32 protein-coding genes are annotated in these 23,569 nt (G+C 33.3%); 24 read left to right on the top strand and 8 right to left on the bottom strand.

The window, feature by feature from the left end:
* Positions 1-4 precede the first annotated feature (4 nt).
* From I586_RS11500 to I586_RS11490, 3 genes are all read left to right on the top strand, one after another.
* A complete protein-coding gene (locus tag I586_RS11500) occupies positions 5-784 on the top strand; it encodes a lantibiotic immunity ABC transporter MutE/EpiE family permease subunit (RefSeq protein ID WP_010766311.1) in 780 nt (259 codons plus the stop codon).
* 121 nt (positions 785-905) lie between these two features.
* Complete coding sequence (locus I586_RS11495) at positions 906-1,442, top strand: ABC-2 family transporter permease (protein WP_034702414.1); 537 nt, start codon at positions 906-908, stop codon at positions 1,440-1,442.
* Between the two features lie 25 nt (positions 1,443-1,467).
* Positions 1,468-1,905, top strand: coding sequence for a hypothetical protein (locus I586_RS11490; protein WP_010766309.1), 438 nt, complete (start codon positions 1,468-1,470; stop codon positions 1,903-1,905).
* A gap of 390 nt (positions 1,906-2,295) precedes the next feature.
* On the opposite strand, the gene I586_RS11485 is transcribed toward I586_RS11490, so the two are convergent.
* Entirely contained in the window at positions 2,296-2,877 is a 582-nt protein-coding gene (locus I586_RS11485; RefSeq protein WP_010766308.1) for a helix-turn-helix domain-containing protein, read from the bottom strand.
* Between the two features lie 294 nt (positions 2,878-3,171).
* Between I586_RS11485 and I586_RS11480 the strand changes: the two genes are divergently transcribed.
* Positions 3,172-3,855 carry a class I SAM-dependent methyltransferase gene (locus tag I586_RS11480; protein ID WP_010766307.1) on the top strand — a complete coding sequence of 228 codons (684 nt, stop codon included), beginning with the start codon at positions 3,172-3,174 and terminating at the stop codon, positions 3,853-3,855.
* A 173-nt stretch (positions 3,856-4,028) separates the two neighbouring features.
* Here the strand turns inward: I586_RS11480 and I586_RS11475 are convergent, their stop codons facing one another.
* The 6 genes from I586_RS11475 to I586_RS11450 all read right to left on the bottom strand — a co-directional run bounded on the left by I586_RS11475 (position 4,029) and on the right by I586_RS11450 (position 8,229).
* On the bottom strand, positions 4,029-4,385 hold the full coding sequence (locus I586_RS11475; RefSeq protein ID WP_010766306.1) for a VOC family protein: 357 nt from the start codon (positions 4,383-4,385) through the stop codon (positions 4,029-4,031).
* A 64-nt stretch (positions 4,386-4,449) separates the two neighbouring features.
* Complete coding sequence (locus I586_RS11470; RefSeq protein WP_010766305.1) at positions 4,450-5,223, bottom strand: helix-turn-helix domain-containing protein; 774 nt, start codon at positions 5,221-5,223, stop codon at positions 4,450-4,452.
* A 235-nt stretch (positions 5,224-5,458) separates the two neighbouring features.
* Positions 5,459-5,917 carry a hypothetical protein gene (locus tag I586_RS11465; protein ID WP_010766304.1) on the bottom strand — a complete coding sequence of 153 codons (459 nt, stop codon included), beginning with the start codon at positions 5,915-5,917 and terminating at the stop codon, positions 5,459-5,461.
* A gap of 11 nt (positions 5,918-5,928) precedes the next feature.
* Positions 5,929-6,417 carry an EndoU domain-containing protein gene (locus I586_RS11460; protein WP_010766303.1) on the bottom strand — a complete coding sequence of 163 codons (489 nt, stop codon included), beginning with the start codon at positions 6,415-6,417 and terminating at the stop codon, positions 5,929-5,931.
* Between the two features lie 51 nt (positions 6,418-6,468).
* Positions 6,469-6,909, bottom strand: coding sequence for a hypothetical protein (locus tag I586_RS11455; RefSeq protein WP_010766302.1), 441 nt, complete (start codon positions 6,907-6,909; stop codon positions 6,469-6,471).
* Between the two features lie 15 nt (positions 6,910-6,924).
* Complete coding sequence (locus I586_RS11450; protein WP_010766301.1) at positions 6,925-8,229, bottom strand: EndoU domain-containing protein; 1,305 nt, start codon at positions 8,227-8,229, stop codon at positions 6,925-6,927.
* 114 nt (positions 8,230-8,343) lie between these two features.
* Between I586_RS11450 and I586_RS11445 the strand changes: the two genes are divergently transcribed.
* The 13 genes from I586_RS11445 (at position 8,344) to I586_RS11380 (ending at position 16,798) form a co-directional block, all read left to right on the top strand.
* Entirely contained in the window at positions 8,344-8,640 is a 297-nt protein-coding gene (locus I586_RS11445; RefSeq protein ID WP_010766300.1) for a TIGR04197 family type VII secretion effector, read from the top strand.
* Positions 8,637-9,005, top strand: coding sequence for a DUF3958 family protein (locus I586_RS11440; RefSeq protein WP_010766299.1), 369 nt, complete (start codon positions 8,637-8,639; stop codon positions 9,003-9,005). Before I586_RS11445 ends, I586_RS11440 begins: the two co-directional genes overlap by 4 nt.
* A complete protein-coding gene (locus I586_RS17410) occupies positions 8,996-9,256 on the top strand; it encodes an LXG domain-containing protein (RefSeq protein WP_010766298.1) in 261 nt (86 codons plus the stop codon). Before I586_RS11440 ends, I586_RS17410 begins: the two co-directional genes overlap by 10 nt.
* A gap of 39 nt (positions 9,257-9,295) precedes the next feature.
* Positions 9,296-10,462, top strand: a complete 1,167-nt coding sequence (locus I586_RS17405) for a hypothetical protein (RefSeq protein ID WP_010766297.1) — start codon at positions 9,296-9,298, stop codon at positions 10,460-10,462.
* A gap of 16 nt (positions 10,463-10,478) precedes the next feature.
* On the top strand, positions 10,479-11,030 hold the full coding sequence (locus tag I586_RS11425; protein WP_010766296.1) for a hypothetical protein: 552 nt from the start codon (positions 10,479-10,481) through the stop codon (positions 11,028-11,030).
* 865 nt (positions 11,031-11,895) lie between these two features.
* Positions 11,896-12,246: a hypothetical protein gene (locus I586_RS11415; RefSeq protein WP_010766295.1), complete on the top strand. Its 351-nt coding sequence runs from the start codon at positions 11,896-11,898 to the stop codon at positions 12,244-12,246.
* 14 nt (positions 12,247-12,260) lie between these two features.
* On the top strand, positions 12,261-12,599 hold the full coding sequence (locus tag I586_RS11410; RefSeq protein WP_010766294.1) for a hypothetical protein: 339 nt from the start codon (positions 12,261-12,263) through the stop codon (positions 12,597-12,599).
* Between the two features lie 78 nt (positions 12,600-12,677).
* Positions 12,678-12,878: a hypothetical protein gene (locus I586_RS11405; RefSeq protein WP_010766293.1), complete on the top strand. Its 201-nt coding sequence runs from the start codon at positions 12,678-12,680 to the stop codon at positions 12,876-12,878.
* A 472-nt stretch (positions 12,879-13,350) separates the two neighbouring features.
* Positions 13,351-13,674, top strand: coding sequence for a hypothetical protein (locus I586_RS11400; RefSeq protein ID WP_010766292.1), 324 nt, complete (start codon positions 13,351-13,353; stop codon positions 13,672-13,674).
* The gene (locus tag I586_RS17485; RefSeq protein WP_010766291.1) at positions 13,613-13,876 is read left to right on the top strand and encodes a hypothetical protein; all 264 of its coding nucleotides are present in this window, start codon (positions 13,613-13,615) and stop codon (positions 13,874-13,876) included. The genes I586_RS11400 and I586_RS17485 overlap by 62 nt, the downstream gene beginning before the upstream one ends.
* Positions 13,873-14,214 carry a hypothetical protein gene (locus I586_RS11390; protein ID WP_010766290.1) on the top strand — a complete coding sequence of 114 codons (342 nt, stop codon included), beginning with the start codon at positions 13,873-13,875 and terminating at the stop codon, positions 14,212-14,214. The genes I586_RS17485 and I586_RS11390 overlap by 4 nt, the downstream gene beginning before the upstream one ends.
* 386 nt (positions 14,215-14,600) lie before the next feature.
* Positions 14,601-15,851: a protein NO VEIN domain-containing protein gene (locus tag I586_RS11385; protein WP_010766289.1), complete on the top strand. Its 1,251-nt coding sequence runs from the start codon at positions 14,601-14,603 to the stop codon at positions 15,849-15,851.
* A gap of 557 nt (positions 15,852-16,408) precedes the next feature.
* Positions 16,409-16,798 (top strand): hypothetical protein, encoded by a 390-nt coding sequence (locus tag I586_RS11380; protein WP_010766288.1) that lies wholly within the window; start codon positions 16,409-16,411, stop codon positions 16,796-16,798.
* 480 nt (positions 16,799-17,278) lie between these two features.
* Here I586_RS11380 and I586_RS11375 read toward each other — a convergent pair whose 3' ends face one another.
* Positions 17,279-18,064, bottom strand: coding sequence for a C40 family peptidase (locus I586_RS11375; RefSeq protein WP_010766286.1), 786 nt, complete (start codon positions 18,062-18,064; stop codon positions 17,279-17,281).
* A 767-nt stretch (positions 18,065-18,831) separates the two neighbouring features.
* Between I586_RS11375 and I586_RS11370 the strand changes: the two genes are divergently transcribed.
* The 7 genes from I586_RS11370 (at position 18,832) to I586_RS17400 (ending at position 23,562) form a co-directional block, all read left to right on the top strand.
* Complete coding sequence (locus I586_RS11370) at positions 18,832-19,098, top strand: DUF3130 family protein (RefSeq protein WP_010766285.1); 267 nt, start codon at positions 18,832-18,834, stop codon at positions 19,096-19,098.
* Positions 19,099-19,105: 7 nt separating this feature from the next.
* A complete protein-coding gene (locus I586_RS11365) occupies positions 19,106-19,468 on the top strand; it encodes a hypothetical protein (RefSeq protein WP_010766284.1) in 363 nt (120 codons plus the stop codon).
* Entirely contained in the window at positions 19,461-20,915 is a 1,455-nt protein-coding gene (locus I586_RS11360) for a T7SS effector LXG polymorphic toxin (protein ID WP_010766283.1), read from the top strand. The genes I586_RS11365 and I586_RS11360 overlap by 8 nt, the downstream gene beginning before the upstream one ends.
* Positions 20,916-21,416 carry a hypothetical protein gene (locus I586_RS11355; RefSeq protein ID WP_010766282.1) on the top strand — a complete coding sequence of 167 codons (501 nt, stop codon included), beginning with the start codon at positions 20,916-20,918 and terminating at the stop codon, positions 21,414-21,416. It begins immediately after the preceding gene.
* A 193-nt stretch (positions 21,417-21,609) separates the two neighbouring features.
* Positions 21,610-21,933, top strand: a complete 324-nt coding sequence (locus I586_RS11350) for a hypothetical protein (RefSeq protein ID WP_010766281.1) — start codon at positions 21,610-21,612, stop codon at positions 21,931-21,933.
* A gap of 108 nt (positions 21,934-22,041) precedes the next feature.
* The gene (locus tag I586_RS17155; protein WP_211272686.1) at positions 22,042-22,587 is read left to right on the top strand and encodes a hypothetical protein; all 546 of its coding nucleotides are present in this window, start codon (positions 22,042-22,044) and stop codon (positions 22,585-22,587) included.
* Positions 22,588-22,755: 168 nt separating this feature from the next.
* Positions 22,756-23,562: a hypothetical protein gene (locus I586_RS17400; RefSeq protein ID WP_010766279.1), complete on the top strand. Its 807-nt coding sequence runs from the start codon at positions 22,756-22,758 to the stop codon at positions 23,560-23,562.
* The last annotated feature ends 7 nt before the right edge of the window (positions 23,563-23,569 follow it).

The following is a 23,569-nucleotide window of genomic DNA, read 5'->3' as shown; positions in this document are numbered from 1 at the left end:
AATTATGTTTAGATATGTTCAGTCTGAATGGTTAAAAACAAAATCATTAGGGATCATGAGACAAAATTTATTATTCTTGTTTTTTGCTGGAATCATCACAATAGGGTTCTCTTTTACATCGTTGAATAACAATGCTGTTGCAAGTTTATTTAATTGGTTGAGCTTTTTGCTTATCAATCTGTTAATCCCTATTATAGTCCATACTATTTACAACCATGAAAAACGATCAACTGATTTTAAAAATTTGCAAATACCTAAAAATAATAGAAGTTATGAATGGTTTTCAAAAATGCTTGTGATTACATTTTATTATGCTAGCTTTTTAATTTTATTTAGTGGACTGGCAGTGGGTATCAATCAATTATTTCCTTATACTTCAGGAGTTGTTATTTGTTTATCAACAATGCTGATTTTTGTGACAAGTTTGTGGCAAGTTCCATTTGTTTTATTTTTAGAAAGAAAAAGCAATTTTTTAATTACACTAATCATCAATTTTATTTTTGGAACACTTTTGACTGTATTTTTTGGGGATGGTGACCTGTACAAAGTAATTCCGTGGACTTGGCCTAGTAGAGCAATCATGCCAACTCTAAATGTAAGTATTAGCGGTTCAATTATCGATCAGAATGATCCGATGATAGTGAGTACAAATAGTAGTTATTTGGTTATCGCAGCAGTGATATTGGGAATTGTACTGAGCTTGCTTTTTATAGATAGAAAGGGTGTTAAGCATGAAAAAAAGTATCCAACTAATGAGGGCAGAAAATTTTTTACTAAAGCATGATAGTTTATTTAACATAAGTCTTGTATTCCCAACGCTTTTAACGATTCTTATAAATAGTTATTTTTACTACAGAGGTCTTACTTTTTATGAATCATTACGGTATTTTACTGAAGTCTATTTTATGTGTTTACCACTATTTGTTAGTCTTTCAGTCAGTTTTTCGATGAAAGGAGAAGTGGCTATTGACTATCAATATCTATTATCCAACGTTTTCTCTAAGAAGAAAAAGTTAGTGACTAAGTCTGTTGCTATCATTATCAAACTTTTTATATCAGCTTTAATTTCTATTATTCCTTTATTTTTGTTGAATGTAATTCTTGGTGAACTGCAGATTATGGTTTACTTGGTTTTATTGTTATCTATTTTGTTGAGTATTTCAGCTTACGTCCAAATTTTTCTCTTTTCAACGATTTATTTGAACAGCACAGCAACGATTATGTTTGGCGGGTTATCCTTATTGATCACAGCGATTGCCTCAATGATCATTGGCAGTTACTTATTCTTAGCGATTCCTTGGGTTTGGGGGACTAGCTTGGTGGGATTATTATTGCAGGGAGCAAATTTTAAAAGCTTAGCTATTTTAATCGTATTATGTACGGGAGTATGTCTATTTTTAACATATGTCAGTATCACTTTAATAGAAAAAAAAGAATGTTAAAAAGTCGGAAAGGAGGTTTTGTATTATGGTAGCTGTGATGAAGCCGTTAGCGAAAATTGAATTTACTTTTTTAGAAAAACAAAAGGATGTTCAAAATTGGGATAATACTTTTTATGAGTTATTTGCAATGTTTCATGAAATGGAGTCGCAATTCTCTCCACCAAATTCAGATGTGAATGATCGGTTTATTATGTTGACAAGTACCAATATATACGTAAAAAAGTATCAAGAAAAAAAAATTCAAGTGTATCATAATAATAGTGGAAAATATAAAAATGTCGCACAACTTTACTTGTTTTCAGCGTATGAAAGAGAAGAAACTAGCCTACTTATTCAGTTGATCGAAGAGATCCAAATTCACTTAGAAAATAGCGACAAAAAGTATACCATTCAAAATGAGAGACACACGTCTCTAGATTTATTTTCTGACGCAAAACCATATTTATCATTAGAAATTACATAACGTTAATCCAAAAAGACAAGTTCATATATTGTTTTTTGTTGTATAGCTAAGAAATAAAGTAAGAGGGGAGCTCCTCTTGCTAATTGGTTAAAATCCAATTACCATATTTTAAAAATAGTAAGTTAATTTAAAGAGAATTATTGTGAATACAAGGTATGCATGCGGATTGTAGATAAAATTGAATGAAAAGTTCTAGCAAGAAAAAAACTTGTTTGTGCTTTTTTTGTTCAATTTTGTTAATTCAGACGGCTAATAAGGTGTGGGATAGAAGCATTTATTTCCGAAGGAGTTGCTTCTGATCCCACCGTTTATCCGGATATGACTCACAGAGTTATGTCTCAGTCACGTTGTCCTTTCTATAAATTTACGAAAGCATTTTACGAAAGCATTTTACGAAAGCCAAACCCATAGAAACGAACTAATCGCAGCAAGTACACCAGCTACTAATGAAAAGCCCAAAACAATTTTTGTTTTATTCCAGCGATCCCTTTTTTTATCCCGTTTGGCTCTGGCTACTTCAAGGTCTTCCCCGTCTATAAAAGCCACAATTTCACTATAGGTTTGAACATCTCTTTCCTTTTTGATTTTCTCGATTTTTAAAGCCGCAATCATAGAAATTCCCCAAAGAACCAAAGAAATACCCAATCCGTACCAATCCCAAAGTAACATAACAGGACCAATAGATAAAACTGTTAGGACAATAAACACAATCATAACCCAAGAGAGTCGATTCATTTTTTCTGCTTCGATGTGTTGATTGTTTTTCATAATTGCTACATCTCCTTTGACTAATTCATCTAAAGTGACATCAAAAAGAGTGCTTAATGCAATTAAATTATGAATATCAGGATAAGTATGATCGTTCTCCCATTTAGAAATTGTTTGCCGCGTGACATAGATTTTTTCTGCAAGTTCTTCTTGAGAGTAACCATCTCTTTCACGATAAAGTTTTAATTGCTTATTAAAGTTCATTTTGCTGTCTCCTTTGAGTCTAAGATAATATAGAAGAGGGTATTTTGTCTGTCTATTAGAGTGTACTTTACTAGAAATATAGGTGTATACAGGTGTTTACATCGATATAACCATTGATATAACTGGTTTTTCAAAAATAGGATCCAAGCCAAGAAGTAACGGTTCAAAAATAATTATGGCACAGCTTATCAATTAATTACAGCAAAAATAAAGAATTTGAGGCAAGCACGAGTAGCTAATATGATATGCTTATAGTACATAACAAATGGAAATCTAAAGAAAGTGGGGAAGAATATGGCAGATTGGAATACGCTATTTTATGATCAAAAAAACATAGAATTAGCACCTGAACCTGAAGCCGTTAAATTCATAGAACTCTTAGCAAAAGAATTTCCAAATCAGCAAGAGCGACGGGTTTGGGATCTAGGTTGCGGTGGAGGACGTCACAGTTTGGTGATGGGAAAAATGGGCTGTGAGGTTTTTATTAGCGATAATTCTAGTAAAGCAATAGAACTGACTACAAAAAAATTAGAAGAAAATAACATTGACTATTTTGAAGCCTTGACTTCGATGGAAAACTATCCGTGGAGTAAGAAAGAGTTTTTGCATGGTGTTTTTAGTTGGGCGGTACTTCAACATAATACTTTAGATAAAATAATTGAAGCGATTGATTGCATTTACGATTCGCTTATAACAGGTGGCTATTTTTTAGGGACGATCAAATCGACAAAAGCGGATTTGTATGGTAAGGGAGAAGAAATCGAAAAAGATACATTTGTATTAGAGGTGGGAATAGAAGATGGCGTTCCTCACCATTATTTTGACGAAGACGGAATTAAGTGGCTTTTCCCTGATGATAAGTGGGAAATGATGATTCTTGCGGAGCAAGTCGTGAATTATATTGAAAAAGCTGAGGAGTTTTGGTCGTTTAATCCATTTAGATACACTACGTGGTGTGTACTTGTGAAAAAACGGTAGAGAGTTAAGTAGTCATTGATTTCTGCAGTAGTTCTAGGGATTAATTTTTATCCTCATCTTAAATTGCCATCGTTTGTGCAAACCGTTTAAGCATTGATTCTAAAATTAAAAAACGACGAATCATCTATCCGTCGTTTTAGCGTTATGTTCATTCATATAAGCACTATTTAAATCTATTCTTGAGGGTATAACCATAAAAAAGATAATTTATTGCCATCTGGATCTGAGAAATCAACGTATCGAAGGACACCGGGTACATCCTCAATTGCCTCGTCAGCAATTACGCCAAGTGTTTTTAAACGTTCAAATTCTGTGTCTAAATCGTCCACTTCTAAACGTAAACCGTTCTCTGAAACAGTAGTTTTTTCTTCGTAAAGTTGAAGCCAAACCGACCCAATTTGATACTCAATAATGCCTTCAACAGGGGTAATTTTCTCATCACTCATAAGAAGTTTTTCATACCAACTTGCAGCTTCTTCCAAATTACTTACTGGTAAACCTATAGTGACACTCTTTACATTTAAACTCATAACTATTTCCTCCATTCCATCAACTTACGACTAGTGTATCATTTCACGGTCAAATAATATTATTCTAGATTGTGTTCTTTAAACGGGAAATCAAAAGTTTTCCCACATTTACTAATATTGGTGGGTCTTCTGGTATTGGTTCTCTCAGCTTAATCGTGTAATGATTGCCAGAACAGTTTGGAAAAGATAATCTGTCATCTTCTTTCCCCCTCAAGCTATTGCCTAAGTTAAAGTAAGATAGAATATTATTGGAACGGCTTATCCCACAAGCTAATAAGTAATAGTCTCCATTTTGAATATTTTTCAATTTGTTTCCTATTAAATTTTTAGTCGCTAATCCAGATATCGGCAGATGATTCGGTATAAGTGTCCGGAAAAGTCCAATAAATAGGATCCCCATATCAAATCCGTCCGGTACTTCAATCGTTACGGTGCAAAAAGAATGACTCTTTTCTTCAAAATGCGCTATTGACTGATCCTTATCGTTCGTTTCAAAACGTTTCATATCATCAAAAAGGTCATTCATTTCTGTTTTATACGCGCTAGGAGAACTTCCTGTATATTTTTTAAATGTATTCGTGAAACTACCGCTGCTTTCAAAACCTGAACGTTCTTGTAGGTCGAGTACTCGCTTTTCTTCATCAAGTTCAAAGATCGCCTTTTCAACTTTTAAACTAGAGAGAAATTCAGCAACACTGAATCCATTTATCTCTTTAAATTTCCGACTAAAGTGATGTTTATCATAACCAAAGTGAACGGCAATTTCCTCACTGGTCATTTTTCTATTAACAGCTTCTTCTGAAATGAAAGAAAGAATTTCAGGCATTTTTGTTTTCATGTGTGTTCCTCCTTCTCAGAGTGCTATTTTCTAAAAGTCGCAGTAATAAATCAATTATATCAATTACTTAGTTTACACAAAAAGAAAGAGTTTTCCAATCAAATTTAAACTATTCACGGATGAGTAATACTTAACATGTATGCAATAGAATCTTTAACATCATGAATAAAAAATCTAAAACGATAGCTTACCAATCATAGTGTAAGTTTTCGTTTTAGATTTAACTGTTTTTCCTTTATTCTTCATCATTCTGCGGAAGTTTTTCTGTATCGATTATCGTACTCTGAGCATTCAGTTCATCTTCTGATAATCCACTTTTATCAGCTTCTATTTCTACCTCTAATTTTTTCTGAATCCACCAAATGATTAAATCATACAAATCTTTTGTTGGAACCACGACATCTTCAAAATAATCCATTGTTTCATCGCCCCAAAAGTGATCGATAATTGTCGTGGTATCTTTTGTGGTTTCTAAAGTTGTTCGGTTTGTTCCTGTACCTTGAGGTTCCAATTCTCCAGATAATACTTTCTTCAATTGATTAACAATACTATGTTCCCAGTTTAGGTCTGTTGTAATAGTATCATTTATTAAGAATGTTAAGCCCTCATATCTTACATCCATAAATTTTAAATATGCCCGCTTATGTGGTTTTGGGACAGGAATATCAAAATACCTTATTTTATATTGAACCATATTTTTTCCTCCTAAGGTCGGTATACAGGGAATGCTGAGCGAATTAAGCCTGTGTCCCTATCCAGATACATGTGAATTTCAATTCCTTGGTAATAACCTTTATATTCATTTCCATTAACTTGTGTTCGGTTTAAATACGCTTGATTTATTGCATCTACTACCATTTGAGGATGCCAACTTGAAGGGAAGAACGTTGATTCTCCGTTATTTCCACCTTTGGGTATTCCGTTAACAGTCACTTTTCCTGTATAAATTCCGTTTACATCTGGTAGAGTCCCCGTTCCAGGTATCACTTTTCCTGGTGAACCAGGAAAAGATTCTGTATGAAATCCTACAGCGTTGCCACGACGGTTGACTTCTCCTGAATATATATGCTCAATACCTTTTGCATTAGGATCAAAGTATTGCGTATTCCTCAATCCATCAGCATCTAAAACATCAGGAAAACGAATGAAATAATCATTTTTTGGACTATTTTTACCTAAATCAGAAATTCTCATGTTTCTGTTTAATAAAAGTCTTTCTGATGATTCGTTTCACAAAGGTTAGAGTTATGAGTCTGTATTATCACTTGTATCGTTTAGTTCATCAGCAGATAAACCACTATCATTCGCAATCTTTTCTAATCGTGGTTTTTCTTGAATCCACCAAATGATTAAATCTCTTAAATCGGATGTGGAAACTTTTAAAGGTTGTAAAATATCAATATTATCATAAACACCATCAAAGTTATCAGTTAAAAGTGTCTCATTTTTAGCGATGTGCATCATCACTCTTTCCGTGCCGCTTATTAAGGACTCTTGTTTACCAGAAGCAATTTCATTTAGAGATTGTAGCACATGATTGTCTTCTGGAATGGCGCTAACAAAGCTATCATTAAGCAATTCTTCGAGAATATCATATTTAGTCTGACTATCAGAAAAAAGGAAACAGGCTTGGATATTAGGTTTAGGAATGTTTTTAAACTGAATATACTTTATTTTAAATTTCATAAATTTATTTCTCCTTTATTTTAGTAATGGGAATGCTGATATAATTTTTCCGTTGGAGTCGATGTACATTTGTACTGTTATTCCATTGTATGAGCCATTGTAAGTATTTCCTTTAACCAAAGTACGATTTTCATATGCGCCATTGATAGTATTTACAACAAACTGAGGATCCCAATGTTCAGGGAAAAAACTTGATACTCCTTGGTTCCCAGTTTTTGGTACTCCGTTAACAGTAACCTGACCTGTATATACTCCAGAAACCTTTGGTGGTGTCTTGGTACCAGGAACAATTCTACCTGGTGTATTTGGAATAAATTCTGAATGATAACCACCTGCACTTCCTCTACGATTTAAGTTTCCTTGGAAAATATGAGCAAGTGCGTTCTCATTTTGGAAATTGGATGTATTCTTTAAATCACTCAAATCAAATAGGATTGGTGAGTTAAGGAAACGATCATCTTTAGGCGCATTCTTATTAAAATCAGAGATCTTCATATCTCTATTTAAGAGTAAGGCTTTATTCTGATAATCAGGCATATAAAAATCTCTGGCAGCATTTTCCCATGGACCCTTTAGGTTCATGATGTCCATATTCATACCCATTTGTTGTAGATCAATCACTGTACCAGCAGTTCTTGCTTGTATTCGGAGCTTATAACGACTGACACCTGCATCAATCTCTTTTTTATGGGCTTTTTTAAAATTAGTAATCCCTTTAGACCAATTTGATTTGCTATAATCTACCATCGCAAAGCCAACATTTGCACCTAAAAAACTGGCATCACTACCTAACTCAGTGATACCCATTTCAATGTTGGTTAACAATTCATCAATGTAATCAAAATCACTACTATGAGCTGAAACAAATTGCTGAAAATCCTGTAATACCTCAATATCATCCATAATTTTTGTCAAATTAAACTCGTTAAACAATTTTCCGATAATCGGCATCTCTGCTAATTGTGTTAAAATTTTATTATGTTCAGCGGTCAATCGTTGTGCTTCAAAATACAAATCTTGTAAATCTTTCATATCTAGTTTGTCTTTGTTGGTATCTACCTCTGCTGAAAAGGAATTGATGTACTGGCTCAATTGTTGCTCAACAACGCCTAAAACATCAGATAAGGCAGGTGTAACAACGGAATAACCATTTTGAAATTTATTCTTCGCACTATCCCACCCATCACCAGAAAGAGCTGGTTCACTTGAAAATTCGGAAATCCGATGATTTAAACTATACAATTGATTGTACATTTCTTCGTTTGAAGATTCTACTGTTTTTAAGAGTTTATCTAGCTCAGATTTTTTTATTTTAGTCATGAGTTTCAGTCATCGCCCTTTTTCATTCATTGACATGTATTTATATTATTTTTGATAAAAAATAATTCTCTTTTTGTGTTAGACTATTAATGACTAAATAAAAAGGAGTAAATTATGGGGATCAATAGTAGTTTATCGATCGCTGGTGGTGTATCAGCACAAATGAGTAAAGCGGCAAGCGGATTGTCTTCAGTGAATGCGGCAACGTCTTTGGCAGAGCGCACGTCTGTTAGTGGTAACACAAATGCAAAGAATAGCTTAACAAGCGTACATAGCAGAGGACAGCGATTATCTAATGCAATTGCTCGTGACGGGAATAATATTCATTCCGTGGCTAAAGAGTTTGCAGCAATCGATCAAAAGATAAACATCGGTATGACGAACCTCTTTAACGGGGGGACGTTCAAATGAAACAGGTGGATAGAGAAGCAATGATCCAGCTGGAACTCGCACAACTGGATTTAGAGCTAGAAAGCAATCAAAGAGAACTAAGAAAGCTAGCTGAAACTGAATATGACTATGGCGAGATCCAAAATTTAGAACAGCGATTTTACCAGGAACTTATGGAAGCGAATCAAGGGGCAGAAAAGCAACATTACTTTGTTGAGTTGGAAGCTGAATCACGCTCATTACAACAAAAACAACGCCTGCAAGTCGAGGAACGCTCAGAAGAACTTTTGGCAGAAAAGAAGAATCTTGTTGACAAAGAAGACCAACTGTATTTGGAAAGAAAGCAACTGCTTGATCAGGAAGTGGGTGTGGACGAATGGGATTAGATTTTTTTGTTGGCGAGGTTAATGGACAAAGTGCTGCTGCAAAGCAGATGGCCGCTCAGTATGTCCAGTTTAGCGGTGTTCTAAAAGATAGCGTCAGTCATTTTATGAGTGCACCTTTATCCGGTAAAACGTATGATTCGGCGAAGCAGTATTTCTCTGCGGTTTATCCAACCTTAGCCAGTGGATTTATTCTGGTATGTGAAGCACTGATTGAAGCACACAGTAAGTTTCCTGAAGAGTTTCAATCATAAGTAGATACCTGCGATGTAATCGAGGATCAACTGAAGGCAGTGATCGCACAAGGCGAGTTGACCTTACAAAGCATGGCACAACGAATGGATAAAGAGAAAGAACCCAATCAAGGATTGGAACAACGTTATATGCATGTGCAGGCAGCTATTAGAGAAAGTGAAGAAAAGCTTCAGAAGCTCCATGATTTTCATACCAGTTCTCCAGACCTGTTCGCTGATTTTGAAGCACAGCTGGCCAACTTTGATGCTGGACTAGCCGAAGTTGAAAAAGGTGCAGCATGGAATGCTTCTTCCGGAACATTTGATTTAGGACGAGTGAATATGTCTTGGACAAAACCAATCGGACGTGCTTGGGATAAGAGACAGAAGAAGATTGATGCGAAAGTAAAGGATATTGAACTTGAAAATGAGAGAATCGGATACCAGTTTGATGAAGCAGGCAACTTGATTGGTGTATTCATAAACGGCGAGTTTGATCCAAAACGCACACGAGAAATCCAAGGTATGATCCAGTTACAAGATATACAGGGGTTAAGAGGTCTTGGATCAGGGTTTCTTGATCAATGGGCAAATAACAATGGAAAGTCGATTTTAAATGAACTGTTTGGCAATCGTCAAGTCAATCCACATTTATCAAATACAAGCGGCTATGCGAACGGTCAGATGCTAGCAGACCTATTATCACTTGCTCAAGGTGGTGCGGAGTTTGTGGGCGGATTTCTTTGGATGTTTGGTGGGACGGCAGGTAGTGTAGCCGCTTCTCCAGCTACTGGAGGTGCGAGTGCGGCAGCTATACCAGCAATTAATGCAAGTGGTTTAGCTTTATCTGGACATGGTGCAGGAGTATTACAAAGCGCTTGGGGGAGCTTAGGTGTTGGTTATGGTTCTGGAAATTATCCTAACGGAAAATATGAACCTAGTCCAAAGCATGATCCAAAGAGCGGTTGGGGAAGTCCTAATTCAATCCCTACTCAAGAAGTTGGACAAAGACTGTTAGATACGGCATACACCTCTAAAGATAAAAAACAATTATTTAATTTTTGGGATGGTAAATTGGTAAAATTTCAACCGGACACAACCGGAAGTTGGCATGCTTATGATGTAGTGGAAAATATACAGAGAGAGGTTCCGGCAGATGTGCTACGAGCTATGCAAAAAGATGGATTGATAACGAATGCTCAATACAGAAAGTTTTTAAAACGATAAGAATAGAGGGAATAATATGATTATTGGAGATACAGAGAGAGTTGCTTTCGAGTTTAAGATTCAAGAGGATGGTTATGGAGAATTTGATCTGATTATAAACGATAAGAGGATTACTAGCTTCAGTCAAAATGAAACTATATATCCGTTTAAAGGAAGTATCATTGAGTTAGCAGAATGGTTTGAAGAAAGTAAAAACATGTTCTTTGATCCAACTCCTCCTCCGTTTCCAATTCGATTAAGAGGGGATACTATTGCTGAAAAAATTAAATTTTATAGAGATGCTGACTTCATTTTTACTTCAGAAGATGAAGAATTTAATGCATTAGAAAATATAGCTGATTGGATGTACAGTCATTCATGGTTGTCAGCTAGAGGCGGCAGCTTTTTACTACCTGCTAGTTTTTATAGTGAAGATGGTAAATGGTTAGAGATTTCGTGGTCTGCTCACGATGCGTACTCTCAGTATGGAGCAGAGTTTGTACACAAAGAAGGTGTCGCTTATATCGAAAAAGAAATGTTTGAAGAGGTAATTGACGAATTTATTACTGAAGTAAACAAATTCAAATAGGCAAAAGGCATTTTTTAACAAATGTTCCCTTCTGCTTGTAGAATGACGATAAGTTATTCTACAGACAGGAGGGGTTTCGTATGTTCGGAAGGTTTTTGTTTGAACCAGCAAACTCTAAATAGATTGAAAAGATTATCAGGAAAATTGAAGCGAAGAACTAGGAGAGTAAGATCGGAGAAATATTTCCAACGAACACATTTCCTATACTTACCAGCATGTCTGATCACGATAATGAGAGAGGATTTTCTCCGGAAAGAATCGATGCAATCATTGACAACGATATGAAAACAAGAAAATCAAAAGTTGACTCACTTGGAAGGAAAACCTGGGAGTACAAAGATCCAAGAGGTAACAAAGTAGTAACCAATGAAAGGGGAGGTATTGTCTCTGTACATTCTCCTGATCCTGATGGAATATATATACCAAAACCAAAGTAGAAAGTTGGAGTAAAATGACAGACTTTTTTTAAAAAATAGCAGAAGAAATAAACCATGAACACGAAACAGGAATTGAATCCGAGATTAATTCGTTCATTGAATATCAAGGAGAAGATATTAATGACTTTTCTCTAGGTTTTGACAAGGATAGAGAATTCTTTATTCTAAGAATCGAAACAAACGATATGGGACTATTGGAGAAAAAACAGTTATTTAGAAAATTAGTACGCTTTATAGAATTTCCTCATACTACATTTTACACAGTAAAACAAACTGATAAGTCTCTTCACTATCAACTTATTTCATATTCAAAAAAAAATGTAGGGTTTGTTTTGGATGCGGAGTTCTTTTAAAAAATTAATATTTTAGAAAATCCCTCCTGTCTGTAGAATGACGATAAGTTATTCTACAGACAGGAGGGATTTCTTATGTGTGGAAGGTTTTTATTAGATCCAACAAACTCTAAAGAAATCGAAGAGATTATCAGAAAAATTGAAGCGAAGAACCAGGAGGGTAAGACTGGAAAAATGTTTCCAACGAACACAGTCCCGTTACTTGTTGGCACGTCTGATTACGATAATGAGAGAGGATTTACTCCAGAAATAATCGATGCTATTATTGATAATAATACGAAAACAAGAAAATCAAAAATTGATGAATTGGGAAGAAAAACATGGGAATATATTGATTCGAGAGGTAATAAAGTAGTTACGAACGATAGAGGAGGAATTGTCTCAGTTCACTCTTCTGCTCCAAAAGGGAAATATATACCCAAATAGAAAGTAGGAGAAATATGAAAGACTTTTTTAAGAAGATAGCAGATGAAATAAATCACGAGTATGAACCTGGTATAGGCGCTGAAATTAGATCCTTTATTGAATACCAAGAAAAAGATATAAAAGATTCAGATCTGTCATTTGATAGAGAGAATGAGGTCTTCATTCTAAAGATTACCACGAATGAACTTGAAAAAGAGGATATAAAACAATTGTTCATGAAACTTGTCTTTTTTTTAGAGTTTCCTCACGTAACATTTTACACAACAAATCAAACGGATAAATCATTGCAGTATCAACTCATTTCTTATTCAAAAAAGAATATTGGGTTTGTCCTTGAAGTAGAATTCTTTTAGTAAATCAATATTTTAGCAAATCTCACCTCCTACTTATAGAATGATGATAAGTTATTCTATAAGTAGGAGGGATTTCTTATGCGTAGAAGGTTTGTATTAGATCCAACAGGCTCTAAAGAAATTGAAGCGAAGAACCAGAAGGTTGAGACTGAAGAAAGATTTCCAACGAGCGCAGTCCCTTTATTTGTTGGCATGTCGGCTTATGATGTTGACCTTGAAGCAATGGCTTGGGGCTTTCATGGGGTTAAAAAATTTCAATCAATCATAAATGCTCGATAGTAATGCTTAGAGGGATTCCCTCTAGGCTTTTTTTTCTGAAAATGAATCGTCTTAAAACGTAAAAAACAAGTAGTTAGAGAGTCAACTACTTGTTTCAATCTATCGTTAACCAGTCATAGTTATGGCTATTATTGGTTAACTTTAAAGTCCTATTTTGCGGCTAGGATTTTAAATCAAAATGTTTTTGAGTTTCTGTTTGCTTTTAATTTTTTGTGGTTCTTGATCTAATGTTTTTAGTATTCGCTCATGCTCATAAAAGAGTTATGAATTTTACAATTATCATGAAAAATAATTCTAATAATAATAAATGTGATCTTTTGTGATAAAATTGTGTGGTTATTACTTTGCTCAAAAAGGATAAGGAAACAAAGACAGAAGATTGTATTAAATCACCACAGATTTAAATGAACTGTTTGGCAATCGTCAAGTCAATCCACATTTATCAAATACAAGCGGCTATGCGAACGGTCAGATGCTAGCAGACCTATTATCACTTGCTCAAGGTGGTGCGGAGTTTGTGGGCGGATTTCTTTGGATGTTTGGTGGAACGGCAGGTAGTGTAGCCGCTTCTCCAGCTACTGGAGGTGCGAGTACGGCAGCTATACCAGCAATTAATGCAAGTGGTTTAGCTTTATCTGGACATGGTGCAGGAGTATTGACAAGTGCATTTGGAAATCTGCATAATGGAAAGTATCAAGGGAACTCTAACGCAATCACAAATATGAAGGAATTCTTTGAAACAGAATTTGGATCTTCAATTAAAAATAAAGTTTCTAAGACGAAAAAAAAATTATGATGGACAACAAGTTTATAAAGCAGATAGAAAGATATCGGAAAACCTCAGAAAGAATGATCAATTTTATTTAGATGGTCAACATAAAGATCATTTAGAAGTATTTGATAAGCAAGGCAACTTCAGATTTGTTTTAAATCTTGATGGATCTATAAATGGAGCAAAAACAGCGAAAGCTGCTAAGCAAGGAAGGAGAATTCCATGACGACACTATCAAAAGATCTAGAGAAGGTCATTACTGAACTAAAAAGAATCAATGAAGTGCATGATAATAAACTGTTTACACCCTCAAGTTTAGAAGAAGTAGACGAAAATTCAGCTGATTTGGAGTCTGAACTGAATAGGCTTCCTTTAGCATTGGACAAGTTGGAAAAGTATAAAACAAAAGATGCGGAAGAACTTGTAGATCTTTTTATGGAGGTGTATGCTGACTTAACATATATTATAGATAATGTCAGCGAAACAAAAGAATTTTTAGTTAGTAGTTTTTCAAATATGGAAGATGTATACAAAGAAGAGACAGGTAAAAACTTTGGAGAGTAATAGAGAGTTCAAGATCTCAGTGATTTTGTATTAGATTTTTGAGCCAATATTTTAGTAAATCTCTCCTTCATTTATGAGTTATTAGTTGCAACAGAAAAAGAATCGTGAAATCTTTGATACGAAAGGATTTCGCGATTCTTTTTAAATATTCCCACTCTGTAATCATAATAGTTGGTAGAGTATATAATTACTGTTATGAAAGCTTTTTATATCCTTTAGTTTTGCATAAATAGGTTCATTATTATTAGATTGGTCGCTAAATAGTTGCAGATGAAATTATGCATTTAATCAAGTTGATATATAATGATAAAATGATATGTGTTAAGATTAAAATGTATTTTTTTAGTTTTATGATGTTTAAAATATATATATAAGGAGATGTTTATATGGTTTTGGAGAATTATGAAAAGTATGTGCAGGAGTTTCTAGATGAAGATTTTTACTCTGCAACTGATAATGAAAATTACGAATCTGCTATAAAAGAATTTCAACTAAGGTATAGTCCTGAAAAAATCGAGAATATGACGATAGATGAATATATTTACGGAGAAGTAAAAGGCAAGTCAGGATTTTTCTATACACTTACAAGAGATACGGAAATAGTGGGAAGAGTAGGAAATAGACCTGAGTTTGCTGGAGTATATTATAGCAAGGATAAAAAAAAAGTAATAAAAGATCCCAAATCAAAGAAGTATGGAGCAACTGTTGATGAGGTTTTTTCTACATATAAGAGAAGAATGATCGAAATCTATAATGCTGCTATAGCGATGGACGATGAAACGTTGCAAAGCATAGAATTTCCGCCAACATTTAAATATAAGATGGCTGCAATGTATAATCCAGATTCATATTTTACAGTATTTTCAACAAGACATCTTCAAAATTTCTTGGTGGAAATGAAGCAAGATAATTCATATAGAGAAAATTTTAAACACTTTGACTTGATTAAAGAACTGCTAAATGAAAAAGATAATTATTTGTTAACAGAAAAAATGTCAAACCATAAGTACTCTAGACTTCTCTACTATCTATTTGGTAAAGTCAAAGAAGACTGGAGTATTCAAGAATTAGGTGTAGTTAGAAAAGACAAGGGAGAAAAGAAAATCTCGAATTTTGATATTCAACTTCCCGTTGTGAAAGATACAAATAATAATTTAATTAAAGCACCTGAAAAAAATTTCGACTATTCTTCTAATAAAAGAATTTCGCAAAAAGATTTAGAAAATCAATTAAAAGAGCAAAAAGTTAGAGGAGCAATAGCGGAGGAAAAGGTTCTGGAGTATGAAAAAGAAAGGCTGAAAACCATAGGACTTTCTAATAAAATTGAAGATATTAAACAGGTTTCTAAAGAAAATGCAGCAGCTGGTTATGATATTTTGAGCTTTAATGAAGATGGGACAAAAAGATACATTGAAGTTAAGTCAACTAATTCAGAACAAAATACATTCTATCTATCAATTAATGAGCTTAAATTTTCCGAAAAGGATGAATTCAAAGAAGATTATTGGATTTATTTTGTTAGGAAAACGACTAATGAGTTTCTTATTAAAGAAATTAGGAATCCTTTTTTAGATGGAAGGAGAGAATTATTAAATATACAACCAACCGATTTTAAAATTGATATGAAATTCGGATGATAAGTTGATTGAAGCATTTAGAGTGTCTTGTAATTACTTTTCTATAGAAAGTGTAGCACATTCAGATTAGACATACGATAAAGTAGAGTGGAAAAGTGATAATAATTATCAAGAAGTTATTATGACTGAGCATGAAGAAATTGTAGAGTGTTTGTTTTCAAGTAAACCACAGATACCAGAAGATTTCAAAAAAATTTTAAATAATGAATAATATAGCCTGACGTATAATCAAAAAATAAGTAGCCGGTTAGCCAACTACTTGTTTAAATCTATCGTTCATTAGTATGAGTTCGGCTAATACTGATTAACTTTAAAATCCTATTTTGCGTCTAGGATTTTAAATTGTTGGATCGAATGATTTAGTTTATGTAGGTCTTGATAGGTGATTACTTTTATCGAGTGAGCCGTGTGGAACTTCCTTATTATTGTTGATTATAATAGTATAGTAAACAAAAATGTATCATATGAGCATGTTAAAAAAATGAATAAATTTAAAGTAGTTTTTTTAAAAAGCCTTATTGTGATATGATTTATTTGTTATCAAGGAAGGAGAACTGATGAAAAAATTTTGTTTAACAGGGATGTTATTATTGTTGGTAGTAGGTTGTTCAAAAATTGGTAGTAATACTAAAGATTCAAAGGATGAAGTTTCACCAATTGTTTTGAAGTTTCAAGGTATGAAATTGTTTATTAAAAATGAGACCAAAGATATTATTACGATTTTAGAATCAGAGACTGAGTTTTCAATAAAGAAAGATAACAAATGGGAGTCGATTGGTGAGGCTCGCGGTCTTACAATAATAACAACAAATATTTTGAGTGAGGAAGAGACTGAATTGGATTTGACTAATGAACTTTCGCAGCTCAAGGAAAAAGAAGCTAAGGTAACAATCCATTACGAGCTTAACAGTGAGAGCAGAGAAGAAAGTATAGTATATGTCAAATAGGGAAGAAACAGAAAGAAATATATTTTCTGAGAAAGAAAGTAAAACGAAATACGTTGATAAAAACTAGTATAAGTCGAAAAATCAATTGAATAAACTGTATTAATTTTACAAAAAACAATCGTATGAACGTAACTATAAGTTCATACGATTGTTTATCTATTACAGTTTAAAATTGTTAAGGAAATAAATTAATAGTAACGGATAAACAATACAAAGTATTGCTAGCAAAACTAAAAAAAATAAATACTTTTTTGAACAGATTACGGATAAAAGGATAGTTACAATCACGTAAATGATGAGCATTGTAGTATAAATAATTGTACCGCTACCAGAAAAATCATTATAACTGGCTTTTGTTATGACACGTAATAGACCAAATGAAATTAAAAAAGCAAGAATGCCCCAAATTATATTAAAAATAAATCTAAATAGGTTCATAGTTTTACTATCCTTTATATTTTTTAATACATAGGTGGAGACCTATGCAGACCAAGTTCCAACATGGGTAGGTCTTGAGTTAAAGTATGCTGGTACATCATAAGGACTTACGATTAACGGTTGTTTCATACCACCTACTTGAGCGGCAGCAGAAGAATACCAATAAGCTTGCCAAACTATTTTAGAGCAGTAGGTTGGATTCTTAGACCATATATTTGTAGTTATTCCATATGAATAATTTTTTCCTCTATAATTATTTATAGCCCACTGATAAGCTGCTTTGGGTTTGTATTTAGCAGCAGGTCTATAAATTTTAGTCCATTGTCCTTTTTTGCTCATATATTTTTTTGCCCAATCAATAATGGACATGGTAGCAGGCTTGTATCCACCACCTTGTATACTTAGAATAGTTCCATTATTTAGAAAGATGCCGGCATGTCCAGTTAGTCCACCAAATGAAGTCCCATTTGTAATCATAATATCACCAGGTTGTGGATTACCAGCAACTGAGCGTGCATTTGAAACTACAGGATCAGTCGGAGGTGTAGCAGTGGCTAACTCTCTGTACATCTCAAAAGTTACATCAGAACCTAAGTAGCCGCTTTCTAGCAAAGAGGTGTATTGTTCTTTTAACTCAGTTTCCGTTTTTTGAGGGGCTAATGATCGAGTAGAACGTGATATGTCCCGTTCATTTTTTTCAAATTCATCTAACTCTTTTCCAGTTAGTGCATACTGATCCATAACACTACTTAAATCATCAGCATATACTTTTTTTGATGAGGGGAGTAAAAATACAGCTACAAACAACAACAAGATAAATTTTTTCATAAGTAACAACTTCTTATTATTTTGATTAGAAAACAACTATATATGAAATGCTTATTGTCGTCAATTTTTCATCCTATATGAAAAGTAATCAAGATTAAAAATGATGTATAATTTATTTTCGAACTTTCTCAACAGGTTAGTTATCAATAGTTCACATGAAATGAACTATAAAAAAGTAGCGAAAATCGTTGTTATGTGGTTTAGAGGAATTCTCTCTAGCCTTTTTTGAGTTGAAATTAAGTTGTGTTAAATCTTAAAATGCTTTGTGTAAACATCATAAGATATACGCATACATCTGCAGATATTTAATTAAAAAAAGTAGCTATAATAGTCAACTACTTGCTTAGTATCAGTTTGGCTAATACTGATGAACTTTAAAATCTTATTTGCCGCTAGGAGTCTAAATCAAAATGTTTTTCAGTTTTTGTGTTTCTCAACCTAATGTTTTTAGTATTCACTCATACTCGTAGAAGAGGTTGTCCGGAATAGAATGTTTATGGTTTTTGTTTTTAGTGAACTGATTGTTTTGTGGGAAATTATTAGTAGATAAATGTTTTCCGTGCCTTCAATATGATTTATCAAAAAATGATGAGTAGATGAAATAAATTGAAAAGATACCACCCTTCCATTGTGTTATTCTTAAATTACATTATGTTTTTAATGGTTGATTATTTAACTGAAAAATAATTGTCTATCTATGGAGTTTAATTGGGGTAAAACAATGGAATTGTACTAGTATCATCAAATTAAGTAAAGGAGATGTTCACATGTCAGGTAAAATCAGTACCGATGTAGCAACTGTAAATTCGTTAACAAGTAAATTTACAAGCAGTATCTCATCATTGTCATTCAAACCAAAAAAAGCAAGTAGCATGAGCTTTTCCGAAAGTAGCGCTGCTAGTGCAATGAAAAGTAGTGTTTCTTCTCTTAGTACCATCGTCTCAATATTCAAAAGCAACGCATCAAAAGATATTGGAAACTTAGAAAAAATACATCAAGCCATCAAACAGGCTGAAAAAAATGCAGTAAAGTAGGTGCTTTATGGAAGAAAAACAACTACAGGTGAAAATCGAAGAATATGAAGATCGAAAAATAGAGTTAAAGAAAAAAGATACCGAAAGTGATTTTCTACTCAATGATCTACAACGTGTTTACCAACAACAAGCAGCGATATTAGAAGAATTTCTCTATTACAGCAAAGGAACAGAAGCAGAACGTTCAGCTAGGATAGATTTAGAAATGCTAGAAGATGAACGAACAGAAGCATTTCGAACTTTTGATGCGGGCAAAGAAGAGTTAACTGAATTAGTAAGTGAAACAGAACGTAAGAAAATCCAAGCAGAAGACGACCTCCTATGGCTGCAAAAAAAGAAACAAGCACAAAAGGAGGAGGAAGATGCCTAAATTTAGATATACGGAATGGCAAAACGTTGCCAGTGAAGTCCAAACGCTACGTTTAACAGTATTAGATCAACTAAATTCCTTTAAAGAGGCGCAACAAGCGTTTCAAAGTGCAGGGAAATTATCTGGTACAGGGTGGGATTCGACCAAAAGTTATTTTGATGCCTACTCTGAAGTATCAACGACAGTGGGCAATGCCTTAAATACCCTTGATGATGCGATCACCTCTTACTTGAGCGCCTTTACCTCAGAAGTTGGACCAGCAGAAAATGATTTAGATACCGCAAAAATGGAAGGGCTAAAAGCTGAGTTACGTCGTCTACAAGCAGAAAATGATGTGATCATGGAAGCTTTGGCAAAAGCCTTTGAAGATGTGCCATTTGTGAACCAATTTTTTAATAAACAAAGTATGCTAGGAACCGCAAAGAAAATTGAGATTCTCGAAAAATATAGCGCCTTTGAAGCAGCACATGGCAGTGATTTCTCAGATGTCCAAACAGTTATTGCTTCAATTGCCGAAGGATTAGCCTTTCTAGGCAGTGCTGGAAATTTTTCAGGCGGTAAAGATGGTTATAAAACCATTGATTTTAAAAATCAAAAATGGTATAAAGCACTAAAGGACTTTAACAAAGCACAACCGAAAGACCGAATCGATGTGGTCATCAAAGAATTATCGAATGGCGTCGAATATCAGATTTATCGCAATGGAAAATTGGATGTTCAAAAAACAAAAGAGTTACATGAACTGTTTTGTGTGCATAATGTTGAATTGTTTAAAGAGTATGGACCAGAGATTTTTAAAATTCTTACCAATATTGATGATATTGAGATCCTGCTTGCAAAAGATTCAACGACGATGCAACGCTCATCTTCTGGTGTTTTCTTGTTATTAGCTGTATTGCCGATTGATCGAGTGAAGGATATTTTGAAGTCAGCTAAGTTGCTTAGAAATGGCGATTATACGCTGGATGCAGTTAAGTTGACTGTTAAAGAGTGGGAAGCGTTGAAAGAGTTTGAGAAGTCGGCGGATGTTGTGAAGACTGTTGATAGAGGGAAAGATGTTGGGAAAGCTAGTGGGGTTGGAAACCTAAAAAGTCCAGAGCTAGGAAATAAACTTGATTATTTGTTTGGAAAAGCTAAAGGAAATAAGCATAACATTCAAAGATCACAAACTATGCAAAGTGAGTTAAGTAAAATTGGAATTTATGATACACCGAATAGCAGAGAATTCCTAAATAATCATTTAAAAGATGCTATTAATGATTCTTCCAATATTTTAAAAACAGAAACAAGAAGCTATGTGGCTAAAGAGTTACCAGGTCTGCCAACCGTAAATTATACAACAACTGTAAGAGAAAGTTTTTTAAAAGGTCCAAGTGGGGGCGTGAAAATAGAATCTGTTTGGGATGGAGACAGATTACTAACAATAATTGTTAAAGGTGGGAAATAAATGGATTCTTGGGAAATAGAGCATTATGAGTCAGCAATTGAATTAGAGAAAAACTTAGGTAAGAATTCTTTCTTATTTAGTGAAGAAGTGTCTGAAAGTAACAAGTTTATAAAATTTAGTAACAATTTATCTGAGGTAGGATTTATTTATTATGATATTGGTTTGGAACCACAAATAAAATTATTACCTCAATCAAATAAGGTGTTTTTAGGGATAAATAGTATTTTTGCGTGTATAGACTATACTACTAAATCTGTGCTGTTTGAAGAAAAACTACCGTCTTTATTATATGATATATTAATAGATTCTGTTTCAAACTATATTATATATGTTTGTGAGTTAGATATATTTATTTATAAAAATGATGGTTCTTTTTTATGGAAAATGGGATTTAGAGATATAATTGAAGATTATTATTTAGAGGGAAATGATTCTATTAGTATTGAGTGTAGTGACGGAGAAAATATAACATTTTCTTTAGTTTCAGGGAAAGTGAGATGAAAAAGTATTCTATCAGTAGAGGGAGTAAAAGGATAGATATTAACGAATATGGCTAAACTCACACAAAAGCTGCTCGGACAGTTGATTTGCTATTTTAGTAGGATAAACTTATTGAAACGGTCTTAGTGAGTGAAAATCGCTGATGCCGTTTCGTAATATATATTCCAACTAGCTAAGTGAGTAGGAGATAAAAATGAAAAAAGAAGATTTGATAGAATTTCTGAGCTCTACAATAGAGGAAGATGCAATTATTTCAAGACTATATAACTTAATTCATATTGAGTATAAATATGAATTAAAGTTCTTAGATGATTTGGTTCAATATGGAGTTGAGAAACATTACTTTTCTATAGAAAGTGTAGCACATTCAGATGAGACATACGATAAAGTAGAGTGGAAAAGTGATAATAATTATCAAGAAGTTATTATGACTGATCATGAAGAAATTGTAGAATGTCTGTTTTCAAGTAATCCACAGATACCAGAAGATTTCACAAAATTTTTAAATAATGAATAATATAGAAGGAGAATTAAAATAGAACGATACAGGCATACTATATCAGGTGAATATAAAGATTGGTGTGAAATTTACAAAAATGATATTCTCATTCACAGTGGCTCAGTATTGGGAATTGTAAAAAAGGTAAATAATGAAATTCTCTTAAAAGTGAATTATGGTACTAAACAATATTTTTACTCGGTTTTGAAAAGATTTAATGATCTTGTAGTAGCAGTACCCCAAGACTCTGATGTCGTTCAAAGTGAATATAAATATCAACCTATATTATTTGCCCCCCAAGAGTTTCAAACATTTGTTGACTATATTTATTTTGATGAAAAACTATTAGAAAATCTGTCAAAAGTATCTAAAGAGGATGTAATAAATATGTGGTTGTTATCCAATCCCAAGCGCAAAAATTACTCTAATATATCTGAAATGAGGAAAGATGCATTGGATAATATATTATTTTTTTCTGATGATAATTATGACATGACTCATTTAAAAGAAATTATCAATGCTTCAAAATTTTCAATTAATCCAATTTCTAGTGAACATGAATCAATAATAATTTACATGGATAGTGAAGAAGGAGTCTATGAATGGAATTGCTTAATAAAAATAGATAATAAGATATATTTAAAAATAGATAATAAATACTATATAAAGTAACTTTACTATTGAATAAATTCAATTTTCTTGAGCATATACACGTCAAAAAAGTCTAGTGGAAATTCTTCTAGACTTTTTTTAATTAGAAATGGATGCTACTAGATACAAAGAAATTGCTACAGAAAACTAAAGAACTGTAACAACGCACAACCCAAAGACCGAATTGATGTGGTCATCAAAGAATTATCGAATGGCGTCGAATATCAGATTTATCGTAATGGGAAATTGGATGTTCAAAGAACAAAAGAGTTACATGAACTGTTTCGTGTTCATAATGTTGAATTGTTTAAAAAGTATGGACCAGAGATTTTTAAAATCCTTACGAATGTTGATGATATTGAGATCTTGTTTGGGAAAGATTCTATGGCGATGCAGCGGTCATCTTCAGGTGTTTTCTTTTTATTAGCTATATTGCCGATCGATCGAGTGAAAGATATTTTGAAGTCGGCGGATGTTGTTAAGACTGTTGATAAAGGGAAAGATGTAGGGAAAGTTAGTGGAGTGAATGATTTTAAATTTGGCGAAAATGTAAATAATTATTTAAATAATGTAAAAAAAAATCCCGATTTTAGACTAAGGAGACGGAAAATGAACTATGTGATTTTAGAAGACCAAGCTGATAAAAAAATGATTTTAGATGATATATTTTTTGAAATAGCTCACAGAAAGTTAGGAATTGAAAAAGCTCTAAAAAAGTTCTCTCAGCAGGAAGGGGATATTGTCGAAGGTAAGGCAATTTGCTTTAGAGGAGATTTAGATGAGTATGAGTTATCACAATTAGAAATACCTTTAGATGATAAACATATTTTGATTGATGTAGAGGCTGACTATTCAAGCGTAAATCAAAACAGCCAAGCTTATGTTACGTTCAAAGAATTTTACAGCTACTTAGAAACATACCTAAAAAACTATGTACCTTTAGATGATAGAATATATAACTTGCTTTTAGATGTAAAAAAAGGGTTGGAAATCTAAAAAAATC

The organism is Enterococcus moraviensis ATCC BAA-383 (genome assembly GCF_000407445.1).
Lineage (GTDB): Bacteria > Bacillota > Bacilli > Lactobacillales > Enterococcaceae > Enterococcus_L > Enterococcus_L moraviensis.
This window is presented reverse-complemented; position numbering and strand designations above follow the sequence as displayed.